The sequence below is a fragment of the Varibaculum cambriense genome, from assembly GCF_022133705.1.
In the GTDB taxonomy this organism is placed as follows: domain Bacteria; phylum Actinomycetota; class Actinomycetes; order Actinomycetales; family Actinomycetaceae; genus Varibaculum; species Varibaculum cambriense_A.
In genome coordinates this window covers 49,646-65,692 of the sequence record NZ_JAKNHJ010000007.1, presented here as the reverse complement: position 1 = coordinate 65,692, position 16,047 = coordinate 49,646, and the positions used below count along the sequence as shown (strand labels likewise).

Sequence of the window (16,047 nt, the reverse complement as noted above, 5' to 3'; positions counted from 1 at the left end):
GCCTGAAGTAGTCCTGAAAACGACCTGAAAATAAGTTGTTACCAGGGGGTTAGGGATTCGCCCAGCCGTTGGGAATACATCCCATATTTTGCCCGCCATCTGAGCTTTGCTGTTGCATTACCGGAGCTAAGCCCCCTGGCTGGGGACAGAACAAATGTCCATGTCCCAGCCAATGCCCGGTTTCGTGGGAAACCTCGTAGATGCGGTAATCGGTGATGGTTTTACCCTTTTGGAACCACATCTGTGCGCCTCCAATCCACCGGTGGGCATTGAGCACCACATTATCGCCATTGCGACAGTTGGAAACCCCATTGGTGGTCAGGGGGGCGCAAAGCCGGTCGGTTAGGGCGGGGCTGGCGATAACTATCCGAAAATCAGCTTGCCCATCGGTGCGGGTAAAAGAGATTTCCCCCTGTTTTCCACCCCACCCGCGCGGATCATTCAAGATAGCGTGAATGCTTTTTGCGGCAGTTTCACCGTTGATAGGTAGTCCGTTTTCTACCTCTACCCGATAAAAGTAGACTTTGCCGGTGCCGCGTCCTTGCCAGGTTCCGGGTACTACCGAGGTGTTTCCGGAAGCCGAGGGGGGGACGTCTTTGGAAGTTTCTCCCCCCGGTAAGTCCCCTTTTACCTGCAAGGCGATCGCCGGCTCTTTAGCTTGCTGTTTGGGATTAACCAGCGGAACCGCAGTCCAGCGTAAAGTGGGCGCGGTTTGGACTGCCTCGGCATTCTTAGGAGCCCGCGGCATTGCGGAAATGATCAGAATAAAGGTGATAGTCAGTGCAATCGCGAGGGAGGAGGCGCGAATAAGCAAATTCCAGTCCGAGCGCCTACGTGAACGGTTGGCTCGAGACTGCAGGCGCTGCCTCCTTGGGGGATACTCTGACACATTCAATAGTTTAAGCGATACCCGGAGTCAGTTTTACTGCCTCGCTGTGGAGGTGGTCATTGGTGAGGAATGACTAGCACAGTGCCGGTGTTAAATGCAGAAAACTTTGTCTGTTGCCGGCGTGTTTCCTGCAGGTAAAGTAGCCTTGGTTTCAGTTTCGGGACCCAAGGCCTAGGATTTGGCTTCCACCTGTTAGGATTAGGTACGGAAGTATCGCTTTTTAGCGCAGTCGAAATTCAATATGGAGGCCATTAACCTATGGCAAAATATGTCTACACGTTCGCCGAGGGCAACAAGGATATGAAGGATCTGCTGGGTGGCAAGGGTGCCAACCTGGCAGAAATGACCAATCTGGGTTTGCCCGTTCCCCCTGGTTTTACCATTACTACTGATGCTTGCCGGGCATATCTCAAACATAACGAGGTTCCCGAAAGCTTGGTTCCGGAAGTTACCAAGGCTTTGCGGGGGGTGGAAGATCAGATCGGACGCACCCTCGGAGACAAAGATGAGCCGCTATTGGTTTCAGTGCGTTCAGGTGCGAAGTTCTCGATGCCGGGCATGATGGAGACCGTCCTCAACGTGGGACTTAATGACGAGTCGGTGCACGGGCTGGCGAAGATGTCAGGCTCGGATCGTTTCGCTTGGGACTCTTACCGCCGTCTGGTGCAAATGTTTGGCAAGACAGTGCTAGATATTGATGGCGATTTATTTGCCGATGCACTCGATTCCATGAAAGAAAAAGTTGGCGCGCGAGCCGATGTGGATTTGACTGCCGAAAACCTGCAAGATCTGACGGCACAGTTCAAACAGATCGTTAAAGAACAGACCGGGAATGATTTCCCGCAAGATCCTCGCACCCAAATGGATATGGCGATTGAAGCCGTATTTAGGTCTTGGAATACCGAGCGGGCAGCGATTTATCGTCGCCGCGAACGGATTCCGAATTCCTTGGGGACCGCGGTGAATATCTGCACCATGGTCTTTGGGAATATGGGTGACGATTCGGGTACCGGTGTGGCCTTTACTCGGGATCCTTCAACTGGGAAATCAGGTGTTTACGGTGATTTCTTGATGAACGCTCAGGGCGAGGACGTGGTTGCCGGTATCCGTAACACCGAGCCTCTTTCTCACCTCAAGACGGTAAATGAGCCGGTTTACAATCAGCTAATCAAGATTATGCGCAAACTGGAAACTCACTACCAGGATATGTGCGATATTGAGTACACCATCGAGAAAGGCAAGCTGTGGATGCTGCAGACCCGCGTGGGTAAGCGGACAGCAGCGGCTGCTTTCCGGATTGCGGTTCAACTGAACGAGGAACGTCTAATCACCAAGGATCAGATGCTAGAGCGCGTCACCGGTGAACAGCTCACCCAGTTGATGTTCCCCCAGTTCGATACTGATGCCGTGCGGGTACGGCTAACTCGCGGTATGCCGGCTTCTCCCGGGGCTGCCGTGGGCGGAGTTGCATTTAATAACGAACAGGCCGAGGCCGCAAAGAATGCCGGTAAATCCTGTATTTTGGTGCGGCGGGAAACGAATCCTGACGATTTGGCAGGTATGGTCGCTGCTGAGGGCGTGCTTACAGCGCGCGGCGGTAAGACATCTCACGCCGCGGTAGTGGCTCGCGGTATGGGCAAGACCTGTGTTTGTGGCGCGGAATCTCTAGAGATTGATGCAGAAGCCGGGACTTTGACCGTTGAAGGCAAGACCTTCCACGAAGGCGACATGATCGCGATTGATGGCGGAACCGGTGAAGTGTTCGAGGGTGCGGTTCCGGTTCAAGACTCCCCGGTAACTACCTATTTGGAGAGCGGTCTAACTGCGGGTCTTGAAGCTTGTGACAACGATGCTGATTTGCAAGATTTGGTGCGTTGCGTAGACCGGATGATGGAACTGGCAGATAAGCGTGCCCGCTTGCAGGTGCGCGCTAATGCCGATAATCCGCAGGACGCACAGCTAGCAGTAGATTTTGGAGCTAAAGGGATTGGGCTTTGCCGTACGGAACACATGTTCTTAGGCGATCGCCGTCCGCTGGTTGAACACGCTATCCTTTCGGAGCCGGGTTCGGCTGACCGTAAAGACGCTCTCGGTCAGTTGGGTCAGCGTCAGCAGCAGGATTTTGTGGAAATGCTGCAGGTTATGGACGGCAAGCCGATGACGGTGCGGTTGATTGATCCCCCGCTGCACGAATTCCTGCCAGATTTGACTGGTCTAGAGGTTAAAGTGGCTCTGCAAAAAGCTGAAGGCAAGGTAAATCCGGATGACCAGCGGATGCTCACTGCAGTGCGAAAGATGCATGAGGCTAACCCGATGCTAGGTTTGCGTGGGGTGCGGTTGGGCATGTGGATGCCGGGTCTGTTTGAAATGCAGATTCATGCATTAGTGTCTGCCGCCGCAGAGTTGAAGAAGCAGGGTCGGGATCCGCGCCCGGAGATTATGGTGCCCTTGGTGGGCTCGATTACTGAGCTGGGAATTATCCGTGACCGCGCTCAGGCGATTATTGACGAGATTTCTCAATCAGTTGGTGTGGAATTGGATATCCCGATTGGTTGTATGATCGAGCTTCCGCGCGCTGCGATTACCGCCGAGTCTATGGCTAAAGAAGCTGATTTCTTCAGCTTCGGAACCAATGACCTAACTCAGACTACCTGGGGTTTCTCTCGCGATGATTGTGAGGGTGTGTTCTTCCCCAAGTACATTGAAGAGGGCGTATTTGGAACTTCTCCTTTCGAAACGATTGATACTCATGGTGTGGGTCGTTTGGTCAAGGAAGGTGTCGGCCGCGGTCGCTCTACTAAACCAGAGCTGAAGATGGGTGTTTGTGGTGAGCATGGTGGCGATCCAGAATCGATTCATTTCTTCCACAAGACCGGTTTGAATTACGTGTCCTGCTCGCCGTTCCGGGTAGCAGTTGCCCGCCTGGAGGCTGGACGCGTAGTGGCTTTGGAAAATATCGAGGGTTCCGGAGAGGATGCTACTGCCTAAAGAGGACGCTTGGGTGTACCTATCTGGTTCCCAACAAGGGGAGGGAACCAGATAGGTTGACCGGTTGAGTCGGTGATAGCTACTGACTCTTGGGACTATCGTGATGGATGTTGCTGACCCACTGGTCTAGTTCATAAGCTATTTTGATAACACCCCGGGGAGTCGGCGGGATTATCCCGCCGACTCCCTTCATTTTTCGCCATTAGCTCTACTAGCTCTCTTGTCCTCCATTAGCTCTGCTAGTCCTGACGCTTCCACGCCCTACTGGTGACAAAAATTCTGCGTCGGGTTTTATCGGGTATTACTCGTGCTGACAGTTCCGGACAGCGTTTACCTGGATAGATAATCTAAGTGTCAGCCTTGACGCCCGGAAGTGTCAGAAATAATTATTTCTGACACTTTATTTGCTAGGGTGGAGATATGAAAACTCCCGCGATGCCTCCGGACTATATTGAGGAGTTTGCCGGTGCCGCAAAAACCCTCGGCGGTGATCTTGCTGCAGCCTTGGGGCAAAGCTCTCTTGAGCCCTATGATCCTTGGGATAAGTTTCGCCACCAAACCCCTCCCTTTGATTTAAGTATTTCTCAATGGTGGGGGATCGTTCGGTTGCAGCGGCAAAATAATGCGATTCCGATTGACCTCAAGCAGCAGTCGGGAAAACCCTTCCATTATTGCCTTCCCGCTTTTATTTCTCGAGAATGTTACTTCTTGAGTCAAAAGTTATCTAGTTTGGACACGAGCGTATCTGAGTATCAGCGTGACAAGTTCATTTACAACGGATTGACCGATGAAGCCATTTATTCTGCCCAGCTAGAGGGGGCATCTACCTCGCGGCGGGTTGCCCGGCAGCTGCTGGAACAAAACCGTGAGCCTAAAGATGTCAGCGAAAGAATGATAGTTAATAACTATTTGGCAATGGAGAATCTACAGGGCTTGCTGGATTGTAAGGCTACTCCCGATTTCATTAAAGACCTGCACCGCACCGTTACGGAGGGAACTTTAGAGATAGCAAGTGATGCGGGCACGATACAGTCTGATCAGAATGACCGGGTAAAGATATTTGGAGACTCAAACCAGATTATTTATGTTCCGCCGCCGGCAAGTGAGTTACCTGCCCGTATACAGGAGCTGTGTGACTTCATAAATAATTCTGATCCGTGGATGCACCCGCTACTGAAAGCGATGGTTGTACATTTCATGGTGGGCTACGATCACTATTTTGCTGATGGCAACGGCAGAACTGCGCGGTCCCTGTTCTATTGGATGCTATTGAAAGCAGATTTTCCGGCAGCCAGATTTTTGGTGGTTTCCTCGCTGCTAAAGAAAGCTCCCGCCCAGTATGCGCGGGCTTTCTTGAATGTAGAATACGACGGCGGAGATCTTACCTATTTTCTTATTTATCAGCTGCAAATCCTCCGCAGAGCAGTGGAGCAACTGGAGAAGTATCTAGCGGATGATCTCCGTCAGGTAGCGGAGCTTAAGGGCAGGTTAAAAGATCGCGCCGACTTAAATAATCGGCAAATCGATATCTTGTTGGAATCTCGGGGGGAGCCAGAAAAACTATGGACGGCGCAGATGGTGGCGGAGCGATTCCGGGTATCTCGTCCTAGCGGGCATGGTGACTTAAGTTCTCTGGAAGAGATGGGGTTTTTAAGTAGAGGACGCAAAGGCCGCTGGGTTGTTTGGCGGGTAGTACCGGGGTGGCAAAAATCGCTTAGTTCGGGCGCCAATGATCACGTTGACAGTTAGAAGAGGGTTATTACCTGGGGGAATGCTCTGAGTGTCAGCCTTGGCGCCCGTAAGTGTCAGAAATGATTATTTCTGACACTTCATTCACTTCGTTTACGTTACAGCTATTCGCGCATAGTGCAAGAAAGCTGCTGGCTGTTGAAAAACGCACTGCGCCAGGGGGCTGGGAATGGGACAGGCTTTAGGGGTTAAGCCGGAAACCGATAGGATTGGGCACAGAAGTAACGAAAGGCGAATCATGGGTATCAAGGCAGGTGACTACCATAGATTTCGCTCTATCTTGCGCGAAAAATTTCGCGGCGAACTCCTAGATTCCCGCGCTGACCGTGCCGTCTATGCCACGGATTCCTCGAACTATCGGATTCCTCCCAAACTTATTGCCTGCCCATTAGATCAAGACGATCTGCGGATACTGCTGCAGGCTGCTCGGGAATGCCGAGTAGCAGTGACGGCGCGAGGAGCAGGTACCTCGTGTGCAGGAAATGCGATTGGCCCGGGAGTAGTAATCGACTACTCGCGCCACTTGAATCGAATCATAAAAATTAATCCCGAAAAGCGTTATGCCATCGTAGAACCAGGGGTAGTCCAATCCCAGTTACAGCAGGCGGCCGCGGAATACGGCTTACGATTCGGGCCCGATCCTTCCACCTCTTCTCGCTGCACTATCGGCGGCATGATTGGTAACAATGCTTGCGGGCCCCACGCCACCGCCTATGGGCGCACCTCCGATAACGTTTTAGAGTTGCGGTTAATTGATGGGCTAGGGCGCGAGATTATCGCCGGGCAGACCCCGCAAAATGCCGACTCAATTCCCCCGCATGACCCGTCCTCGCACAGCGAACAAATCAAACAAATTCCCGGCTTAAAATCCCTGGTAGAAGCCAATCTAGCTACGATTCGTACCGAGTTTGGACGCTTTGGGCGACAAGTATCCGGTTATTCCCTGGAACATCTGCTACCAGAAAATGGCTGCGCCCTCGCCCCTTTCCTGACCGGAACCGAGGGTACTTTGGGGGTTCTCACTCAGGCAACCGTGCGCCTCGTACCGATTCCCAAAGCTCCCGTGCTGGTAGCGTTAGGTTTCCCCGATATGATTGCCGCTGCCGCCGCCGTACCTAAAATCCTCCCCTTAAAGCCCCTGGCAGTGGAGGGTATGGATGCTCGGCTAGTGGAAGTAGTGCGCCAGCATAAAGGTCCGGGCGCAGTCCCAGATTTACCCCACGGTAGTGGTTGGCTACTGTGTGAGGTCGGCGGAGGAGGTATAGATGAGGACGCGACTATGCGACGGGCGCGAGAACTCGCGGCAGCCTCCGGAGCGAGCGGGAATGCAGTGATGATTTATCCCCCCGGCGCCGATGCGGCTGCTCTCTGGCGGATTCGCGCAGATGGAGCGGGACTGGGGGGACGCACTCCTAAAGGTGACCAGGCCTGGCCAGGTTGGGAGGACGCGGCAGTACCACCTGAAAATTTGGCCGCCTATCTGCAGGATTTCCAAAAGCTGCTAGAAAAGTTCGGGTTGGATGGACTGCTGTATGGGCATTTCGGGGACGGATGCGTACATGTACGGCTCAATATGCCCCTGGGCAGCGCCGCAGGACTCGGCAAATCGCGAGATTTCTTATTTGCCGCCGCGCAGCTAGTCGGAAAATACGGTGGCTCGATTTCCGGAGAACACGGGGACGGACGGGCGCGCTCTGAGCTGCTGCCCAAAATGTACTCCTCGCAGACAGTAGATTTATTTTCGCAGGTGAAAGCCCTATTTGATCCTGAAAATCTGATGAATCCCGGGGTGTTGACCGGCCCGGCAGGTCCGGATGGAGTGGAAGTAAATATGCGGCGTACCCAGGCACACGCCCTGAAAGCCCACCCGGAAGGTTTCGCTTTTTCCGAGGACGCCGGCAGCCTTACCGATGCTTTCCATCGCTGCACCGGGGTGGGAAAATGCCGTGCCGATAACAGCGGAGCCGGCGGGTTTATGTGTCCTTCTTTCCAAGCAAGCCAGCGGGAGCAGGACGCTACTCGCGCCCGGGCGCGTATCCTGCAAGAAGCCACCAATGGGGGACTAATTCACGGATTGTCAGACCCCGAAATCTGGCAGGTACTCGATTTGTGTCTGGCCTGTAAGGCGTGTTCAGCAGATTGTCCTGCCGGGGTGGATATGGCCAAGTGGCGCAGCGAAACCTTATTCCGGCGCTACCAGGGACGGCCGCGTCCGCTTTCCCATTATGCCCTGGGATGGTTGCCGCGTTGGCTGCGCCTAATGGCAAAAATACCGGGAGCCAGGCAGCTAGCAAATTTGGCTACTAAGATTCGCCCGCTAACCCGGGCTGCTCTAAAGCTGCTCCACTTGGATACCGCCCGGACGCTTCCTCGTTTCGCGACTCACTCTTTAGAGAGTCAATATCCGAACCAGCTACTTTGGCCGAAAGAATCAGCAGTCTCGCCCTGGCGGCAAAAGCAATCCCGCACGATCGAAGCTACAGTGCCTACCGAAGAAGCTAAAGCCGGAAAAAGAACTCGGCAGGTGGCGCTTTCGGCCTCTAAATCCGTGGTGATTTGGGCGGATTCTTTTTCCCGAGGACTAGATCAACGCGGAGTCAAATCCGCTATTCAGTTGCTGAGCAAGGCAGGATGGCAGGTGTTTTTGGCACCGCCAGATACTTGCTGTGGGCTGACTTGGATCACCACCGGGCAACTTAAAGGAGCCAGGCGACACCTCGAAAATTTATTGGCGCGACTGGCGCCGCCAGCTGCCAACGGTATCCCCATTGTGGGAATCGAGCCCTCATGTACGGCAGTGCTTCGCGATGACCTGTTAGAACTCCTCCCCGCAGATCCCCGCGCCCTAATGGTTAGGGAAGCAACCTTTACCCTCGCCGAATTCATTAATGCCAACTGTCCTGACCTGCGCTTACCTGATCTCACTGGGATGAAAGTAGTCGCCCAACCGCACTGTCACCACTATTCAGTGATGGGTTGGGAAGCTGATCGCGCCCTAATAGAGAAAACTGGCGCTAAGCTGGTGGAACTGCAAGGATGCTGCGGGATGGCCGGTAACTTCGGGATGGAAGCCTCGCACCGCCAGATGTCGTTGGCGGTAGCCGAGCACGCCCTCCTACCACAGCTAAAAGCCAACCCGGACGCGGTTTTCTTGGCGGATGGGTTTTCTTGCCGCACACAGGCCGAGACTTTGGCTGGCCGAGGAGGAGTGCATTTAGCGGAATTGCTGGCTAATCCGGATAGCTTCAGGGAAAAATAATCCTTAACAGCGCCATGGGCGCTAAAACCGGCGCCCTGGCGAATATCCGTGACACAATGGAGTAAACATCCTTAAGAAAAGCAGGGAGCGGTAAATCGATGGCACTTTTTGAACTGGAATCTGGTCGCCTAATACCGGCACAGTTTGGTACCCCGGTAGGGCATGGATTAGAGATGGATGTGCTCGAGTCCATTCGCTCGCAGGTGTTGGAGGTAATTGACCGCCCCCTTTTCCCAGTGGCTTGGGCGGGGGACAGTGGAGAATCGGGAACCGGCCCGCATTCGCTAACTGCTCTGGATGCTTCAGGGCAGGTAGTTTCGGTTGAAGTGCTTTCCCGTCTTGATCCGGTGAGCCTGGTGGCCGCAATTTCTCGTCTGGGGCAGGTTTCCGGGCAGGGATGGATGGATTTAGCCAGTCAATATCCGGGAGGAGTGCAAGCTTTTCAAACCGGTTGGGCAGAGTTCCGGGAAGCCATGCCGCCTACCACTCAACCGGGGCCGCGGTTATTCCTGGTAGTGGGGGAAATTGATGAGGGGTGTTACTCTGCGCTGGGGGTGCTGTTTGCTTCCGGAATTGAGATTCACCAAATTTCTGCCCGCCAGATGTCGAATGGCCGTCGTTTCTTAGAAGTGTCGCAGGTTACCTCCAGTTCTATTAATTATTCACGCCCGCAAATCGGAGGGCATCGAGCTCCGGCTCCCCAGATTTCTTGGCATGTAGATGAAGATTCTGCTCCACAGGAGGCACAAGTTTCTCCGGTACCGCCTGCACCTCCGGCGCCACCCGCTGCGAGCGAGGTTCCCGAGGAGGTACCGCCTGCTGACCCGGAAGCAGCAGCTATTGAAAATGAAGAGGCCGCTCAAACCGGGGAAAACATGGAACCTCAGGAGGATAATCCGGAGGAAGAAGCGGTTGCAGAGCCGGAAGCTCCGGCGGGAGAAGATGAGGATGTAGCTCCAGAATCTTTAGCCGAAACCGCAGAGGAGGCAGATGCTGCCGCCAGTCCTGCCGTACCGCAGCTGCTGCAAAAAGATGCTGAAGGATTGCGTTCTATTTCCTCGCTGGTTGGTCAAGATGCCGTCTTACTATGGTCGGATGATCGCGGACGGATATGCGAAGCTCTCTTGAAGGAAGAGGGCGTGATTGACCCGGGAGACGGGCAGCTCACCGATCAGGTGCAGGCAGTGTTTGAGCAGGTCGGGGGAAATAGCGACCTGGATGCCTGGGAGGCATTCCGGATTGGAAACCTGGACGGGCCCACTTTAGCGGAAGCCATTGCGGAAGTTAACGCAGAGATTGAACGCCATGCGTCTTCCCACGAGAAAAAACACGGTAACTAGGAGACGAAAATGGGGAAAAAGAATTCATCTGCCGCGTCTTTACCGACTCAGCCTCCGGCGGTACCCGCCCCGGTAGGTCGGTGGGTACCAGATATTTTAGGGCCGGGATTTGAGGCTCGTACTCTAGAGCTACCCCGCGATGATGAGGGCGAACTGTGTGCCACTTTGGTGCGTCACCGTCCCCAGGATGATCGCTGGGCAATCTCAAATACCCCCGAAGAGCCTACCTTTACCTGTCTGTTCATTCACGGTTGGAATGATTACTTTTTCCAACGGGAGCTGGCTCGCCATATTTCCTTAGCGGGCGGCGCATTTTACGCAATTGATCTGTGTAAATATGGACGATCATGGCGGAAATGGCAGACGTTTGGCTGGACCGAAGACCTGCTGTCTTATGATCTAGATATTTACGCCGCTCTCGAGGTCATGCGAGAAGAGCATCCAGGTTTGCCGTTAGTTATGGCCGGTCATTCTACCGGGGGTCTGACGGCGGCCTATTGGGTGAACCGGCACCGAGATCAAGTCGCAGGACTATTGCTTGATTCCCCCTGGATTGAAATGGCGGGGGGAACTTCCCAGCGTTTCGGGGCTCGCGCCCTCGCAGAAATATTCTCCCGGCGGGCAGCTAAGAAAGAGGTCCCGCTGCAGTCAGCTGACTCCGCTTATGTAGATTCTTTAATGGGGTGGGATCGAAAGGTTGACGGTACCCTGCCTAAACGCCTGGAACCCTGGCTGAAAGATCCCTCCCTGCAGGGGTGGCCTCTGGTTTCAAGTTGGAAAGGTGCCCCGGATGCGATAGTACGCTTTGGCTGGGTACGAGCGATTACTATCGCCCAAAAGCAGCTTTTAGCGGGGGAGGCCACCGAGGTACCGACCTATTTCCTGACTTCTACTGCTTCTTCTAGTGGAAAACGTAAACGGGAAATGATGTTCACCGATTCGGTGCTAAATGTGCACACCATGTGCGAGAATGCCTGGCGGTTATCCCGTCGCGTGACCTTGGAACGTTACCCTGGCAAACATGACTTATTCTTATCTTTCCCTGATGTGCGTCAAAAGGTGTGGTTCGGCGTTCACCGTTGGCTTGCCCAAGCCTTGCCGGGGCAAGCTCGTCCTATAAATGAAATTGGTGAGCCCGCCGCCCACGCCATCTGTCCCTAAAGTTATTACTTAGCCCATTATTCCGGGGAATTGAGCATATAAGTCAGCTCTCAGTTAGGCACTTCAGTTGAAAACTCAATGGGAGTCTCTTCTTCAGAGCCTAGCTGAGAGCTTGACTGGGATTCACCGCCCGAGGAGGATCCCCAATCTGAGCTTAATTTTTGCTCTCTGGGTGGCAGTGAAAGCGTTTTTCTATTTACTTATGGGCAGCGTCCTGCTCTTGGGAAGCCAACTTTTCGATCGCGGCCACATCTGGCTGCGGAGTATGCGGCAGATTGTTATTGATCTCTACCGAGGGGTTCTTTAGATCAATGTCGGTGTCGTCTTCCTGGGGGTTGTAAGGTATTTTCCCGTTTAACACATCGTGAACGCGCTGGCGATCAATGGTTTTTGTCCAGGTGGCCACCAATAGGGTAGCAACTGCGTTCCCGGTGAAGTTGGTGAGGGCGCGTGCCTCTGACATGAAGCGGTCAATACCGACGATCACTCCGACACCGTCTAGGAGTTCCGGACGGTGGGACTGTAGGCCGGCAGCTAAGGTAGCGATCCCGGCTCCAGAAACCCCAGCGGCGCCCTTCGAAGCAATCATCATGAAGATCAACAAGCCGATTTGTTCACCCAATCCCATGGGCTTGTTCATGGCGTCGGAGATAAAGATAGCCGACATAGTCAGGTAGATAGCGGTTCCGTCCAGGTTGAAAGAATAGCCGGTAGGAACCACAATCCCCACCGTGATTTTGTGAATCCCCAGGTGTTCCATTTTCCGCATTAGGTTTGGCAGCGCCGATTCGGAGGAGGAAGTCGCTACGATCAGCAGGTATTCTTTTGCCAGGTATTTCATTAGTTTAAAGATGTTGAAGCGAGTAAATATCGCTAGGACGGAACCTAATACCACGCAAATGAACAGGATACAGGTGATATAGAAGGCCACCATCAGTAGCAGCATTTGACCTACCGCTTTGGCTCCGGTCGAACCGACTACTCCGGCCATAGCGCCAAAAGCACCGATGGGAGCTAGCCATAGAACCATGTAGAGCACTTTGAAAACCAGTTTTTGGATGGCGGAGACAGCGCGCAAGATTCCGTCCCCGGTTTTGCCTAGGCTTTGTACGGCGAATCCTACTAAGAGGGCGATAAACAGAGTTTGCAGTACCGAGCCGGAGGTGAGAGAAGAGAAGAAGGTGTCGGGAATAATCGATTGGATGAAGCCAACGATCCCCTCGCCTTCTTGTTTGTTACCGGAAGTAAACTGGGCTGCGGCATCTTTGGTGGCTTCGATATTTAGGTTGCTACCGGGCTCGATTATGTTTCCTACTACTAAGCCGATGCCTAGAGCAAATGTGGACATAGTTAGGAAGTAGGCGAGAGCGATTCCGCCAGCTTTTCCTACCGAGGCTGCGGCGCGTACTGAGCCGATTCCGAGGACGATGGTGCAAAAGATGACGGGCACAATCATCATGGTGATGAGTCGGACGAAGGTAGTGCCGACAACCTTGAATTCTTTGGCTACATCGGGAGCGGCTATTCCGAAAACAATCCCGGCGATGACGGCAATGATCACACCGATGTATAGCCAGTGAGTGTTATCTTTCTTCGGCTTTTTACTTTCGGGTACATAAGGTTTGCTAGCGGTTAGCTCAGTGACCTGGGGGCTAGTTTTGGGAATTACTTCACCTGTATTCTTATTGCGTTTGCGCATACCCATAGAGGAACTCCTGTAATAATGATGGTTACAAAATCTGGGACTAAACGACTAGGAGGAAAATAAAAGTTTATCTTTCCAGCGAAGCGTGAAAGTAGGCTATAACCACTAAACTCTTGATGCAAAATCAATATTTTGCTTTTCCCCATATTTTGGCCGTAGGTCTTTTATCCTAGGCCGTGAAAGCCTGTTTATGAGGTTGCGCACATACTGGTTTTTCGGAGCTTCAATCTTGGGGTGAAGTTTATGTGAGCGGTTATGAAAATCAGATTGCGATAGTCGGCAGGGTAGCGTGATTGCTGCCCCGGCGACTGAACTCTCCACTAAGCTCTCAACTCAACTCTCATATAGTTGAGAGTTAAGTTGAGAGCTTGAGTTGAGAGCTTGAATGGGGTGAGATCCTCCCCTTAATCTTCTTTGCTTAATAACCGATATCGTTGTTTAGGGCTGGTTGCCGGTTCGGTGCGGGCAATAGTTTCGGATTTGACCAGCGAATTTATAATCGCTCTGGTACCGCCTACGCTGATGCCAGCTGCGGCTGCCAGTTCTCTACTGCTAGCGGTCTTGTGGGTGCGCAGGTAGTCCAATATGCGCCCTCTTGAGGAAGTACCGGCTGCTGCTCCGCGTTCGGCAAGGGTCATTTGGCGGCGTTCAAAAGTTAGGCTGAAACTGTCTAGCCTATCTACCGGACGTGGTGGTGGCAGCATGTCCTGCTCTAACTGAGAGAGAATCTCCTGGTAGCCACTACCGCGGTTTTCGGCAACGAAGCCACCGTCCTCGTAAGGGGTTACTTCTAAAAGGCGTGATAAGAATTGGTTTCGAGCGGAAGATAGCCCCGGTTTTCCCAAAGAATCTAGCGTGACCGTGCCGAATAGTCCCCCGGGGTTTAATACTTCCAGGCGATCTGCATACAGGTTTAGCTGTACCTGGGTTCCGCGCGCTACCGGGGAATAATCTCTGTGCATCAGCGCATTAGTTAGCGCCTCTCGTACTGCGACTAAAGGATAATCGACGAGGTCGCGCCGGAATGCTCCCTGGATGACTCCTCCGATGCGCATATTTTTTGCCACCACTTCCACTCCGTCCGCAACCAGTGCGGGGATAGATCCCACCAGAGTTCCCGAATCAAGATGTCGCTGCCCTGAAGGCGCTGCCGCTTTGGTAGACCCGGGATAAACCGCGTAAGTAACGGTTAAGCGGGGAAAATACTGTTGCGGGTAAATGCCTAAAGCCAGCAAACCTGCCAAAGTGGGGTGGAGCTTTTTATCTGTCCCCATTCCAACAATCTTGAGTTGCTTCATTGCATCTTCGTCAGCAAGTTTGCCAAAAATCCGAGGATGAGCTTCCCGTTCTCGACGTAACACGGCTGCTGTGCTCTGAGAATCCAAATCGTCCAGACTGCTCTCGGTGATGACTTCACTGTCCCAACTAGGTTGAGCTTTATTTTCTTGAAGCCGGTCAATTTCGTATGCAGACAGCCGGCGGTCACCATCGCCGGTACGAATAAATGAACCGCCGTAAATGTGTTTGCTGGTTACGTAGCAGGGTTTATCGCGTGGCTGCAGGGCGGGAACAGTTGCTACCACCAGTTGTTTACCGGAATAAGGTAGTAAGTTTATTTCCGCTCTCACTGGGGGAGTTAGTTTTTCGTTGCAAGCTCCTGCGAGCGCGTCATAGATTGCTTTCGCTTTGAACTGAGGGCTGTAAGCGAAGTTGTTCTGTTCTTGTAATCCCAGAATAATAATCCCGCCAGCGCCATTACTGAACGCAGAAAGGGTTTCAAGAATGGATTTGGGGAGTCCGCCAGCAGCCTCTTTAACTTCCACCTGTTGGGTGTCTTGACCGCCGAGGCGAATTTCCTCTATGAGTATGTCCAGCTCATCGCGATTTATTGGTGCCTGCACGAAAGCTATTTTACTAACTCTCAACTAAGCTCTCAACTTAACTCTCATATAGTTGAGAGCTTAGTTGAGAGTTGAGTTGAGAGCTTGAATGGGTTGAGGTTTGCGGGGGTGGGTTACGTAAGCGCTACCTGTGGCTAAGCGGTGCTGTCTCGTAAACCAATCGGCTACTCGTTAAATAACCCACAAAAGGGCATATCCTGCCCTTCTGCTTTGACCTGCCGGGAAAGGGGCTGTTAAATTGGCTATTGCCCAAGATCGCCGGTGCCCACACCAGTGGGTTTAAGTTCCAGATCGGAAGCCTGTGTAGGTTGAACGATGCGTAACGTATCGAAAATAGTTGCGCGCCCTCGTAAAAGAGGACGTCCTTCCCCTTCGGGAGGGCAGCAGCTAGGATCGGTAGGTTTATTTTCGCCCCGTGCAATCTGCACGGGGTTTTCTTGTTCTGGCCCCCGGCACGGATAAACGGAAGGAGGGCCTAATGGCGAAAGCTGATAAGCAAGCCATGATCGCTCAGCTGGAAGAAAAAATCAGCTCCGCATCGGCCCTGCTGCTCACCGAATACCGCGGGTTGACCGTGGCTCAGATGACTGAGCTGCGCAAAAACCTGGCAGGAACGGCTACATATTCCGTCACGAAGAACACGCTGGCCCGGATTGCCGCCAAGAACCAGGGAATTGACTTCCTGGACGAGGAGCTAACCGGCCCGACCGCAATCGCGTTCGTAACCGGAGAGGCCGTGGATGCGGCCAAAGTGCTGCGCGACTTCGCCAAGGATAACGAGCAGTTGGTTATTAGAGGCGGTGTCCTCGACGGGAATTTCTTGTCTGCAGATGAAGTCAAGAAACTCGCTGAACTGGACAATCGCGAAACTACGCTGGCCAAACTGGCCGGAGCAATGGAAGGCAAACTGGTACAGGCTGCCTTTATGTTCAAGGCGCCCGCCTCCAAGGCGGTTCGCACCGTGGACGCCCTGCGCGAAAAGCAGGAAAAAGCGGCTTAGTAAGGCCGCATAGATCGACAAGAAAAAATCTGCCTCGCGTGGGCAAAAAGAAAGG

9 protein-coding genes are annotated in these 16,047 nt (G+C 53.2%); 6 read left to right on the top strand and 3 right to left on the bottom strand.

What is annotated here, in order from left to right; genetic code table 11:
- Positions 1 to 49: 49 nt before the first annotated feature.
- A complete protein-coding gene (locus L0M99_RS04685; protein ID WP_238127922.1) occupies positions 50 to 889 on the bottom strand; it encodes a DUF3152 domain-containing protein in 840 nt (279 codons plus the stop codon).
- A 258-nt stretch (positions 890 to 1,147) separates the two neighbouring features.
- Here L0M99_RS04685 and ppdK point away from each other — a divergent pair, with 258 nt between their 5' ends.
- The 5 genes from ppdK to L0M99_RS04660 all read left to right on the top strand — a co-directional run bounded on the left by ppdK (position 1,148) and on the right by L0M99_RS04660 (position 11,386).
- Positions 1,148 to 3,877: a pyruvate, phosphate dikinase gene (ppdK, locus tag L0M99_RS04680; protein WP_024059882.1), complete on the top strand. Its 2,730-nt coding sequence runs from the start codon at positions 1,148 to 1,150 to the stop codon at positions 3,875 to 3,877.
- A 420-nt stretch (positions 3,878 to 4,297) separates the two neighbouring features.
- Complete coding sequence (locus L0M99_RS04675) at positions 4,298 to 5,626, top strand: Fic family protein (RefSeq protein ID WP_024059881.1); 1,329 nt, start codon at positions 4,298 to 4,300, stop codon at positions 5,624 to 5,626.
- A 169-nt stretch (positions 5,627 to 5,795) separates the two neighbouring features.
- On the top strand, positions 5,796 to 8,885 hold the full coding sequence (locus L0M99_RS04670) for an FAD-binding and (Fe-S)-binding domain-containing protein (RefSeq protein WP_024059880.1): 3,090 nt from the start codon (positions 5,796 to 5,798) through the stop codon (positions 8,883 to 8,885).
- Positions 8,886 to 8,983: 98 nt separating this feature from the next.
- Complete coding sequence (locus L0M99_RS04665) at positions 8,984 to 10,225, top strand: hypothetical protein (protein ID WP_024059879.1); 1,242 nt, start codon at positions 8,984 to 8,986, stop codon at positions 10,223 to 10,225.
- A 9-nt stretch (positions 10,226 to 10,234) separates the two neighbouring features.
- Positions 10,235 to 11,386: an alpha/beta hydrolase gene (locus tag L0M99_RS04660; RefSeq protein WP_024059878.1), complete on the top strand. Its 1,152-nt coding sequence runs from the start codon at positions 10,235 to 10,237 to the stop codon at positions 11,384 to 11,386.
- Between the two features lie 196 nt (positions 11,387 to 11,582).
- Here the strand turns inward: L0M99_RS04660 and L0M99_RS04655 are convergent, their stop codons facing one another.
- Both L0M99_RS04655 and L0M99_RS04650 read right to left on the bottom strand, forming a co-directional pair.
- Positions 11,583 to 13,091, bottom strand: coding sequence for a cation:dicarboxylate symporter family transporter (locus L0M99_RS04655; protein WP_024059877.1), 1,509 nt, complete (start codon positions 13,089 to 13,091; stop codon positions 11,583 to 11,585).
- Positions 13,092 to 13,495: 404 nt separating this feature from the next.
- On the bottom strand, positions 13,496 to 14,992 hold the full coding sequence (locus tag L0M99_RS04650; protein ID WP_238127921.1) for an ATP-binding protein: 1,497 nt from the start codon (positions 14,990 to 14,992) through the stop codon (positions 13,496 to 13,498).
- A gap of 478 nt (positions 14,993 to 15,470) precedes the next feature.
- Between L0M99_RS04650 and rplJ the strand changes: the two genes are divergently transcribed.
- Positions 15,471 to 15,992, top strand: coding sequence for a 50S ribosomal protein L10 (gene rplJ, locus L0M99_RS04645; protein WP_024059875.1), 522 nt, complete (start codon positions 15,471 to 15,473; stop codon positions 15,990 to 15,992).
- Positions 15,993 to 16,047: the final 55 nt, after the last annotated feature.

Bases quoted from the DNA above. Each gene is read 5' to 3' on its own strand.
- ppdK (WP_024059882.1), top strand. From the start codon at position 1,148: ATGGCAAAATATGTCTACACGTTCGCCGAGGGCAACAAGGATATGAAG.
- L0M99_RS04675 (WP_024059881.1), top strand. From the start codon at position 4,298: ATGAAAACTCCCGCGATGCCTCCGGACTATATTGAGGAGTTTGCCGGT.
- L0M99_RS04670 (WP_024059880.1), top strand. From the start codon at position 5,796: ATGGGACAGGCTTTAGGGGTTAAGCCGGAAACCGATAGGATTGGGCAC.
- L0M99_RS04665 (WP_024059879.1), top strand. From the start codon at position 8,984: ATGGCACTTTTTGAACTGGAATCTGGTCGCCTAATACCGGCACAGTTT.
- L0M99_RS04660 (WP_024059878.1), top strand. From the start codon at position 10,235: ATGGGGAAAAAGAATTCATCTGCCGCGTCTTTACCGACTCAGCCTCCG.
- L0M99_RS04655 (WP_024059877.1), bottom strand. From the start codon at position 13,091: ATGGGTATGCGCAAACGCAATAAGAATACAGGTGAAGTAATTCCCAAA.
- rplJ (WP_024059875.1), top strand. From the start codon at position 15,471: ATGGCGAAAGCTGATAAGCAAGCCATGATCGCTCAGCTGGAAGAAAAA.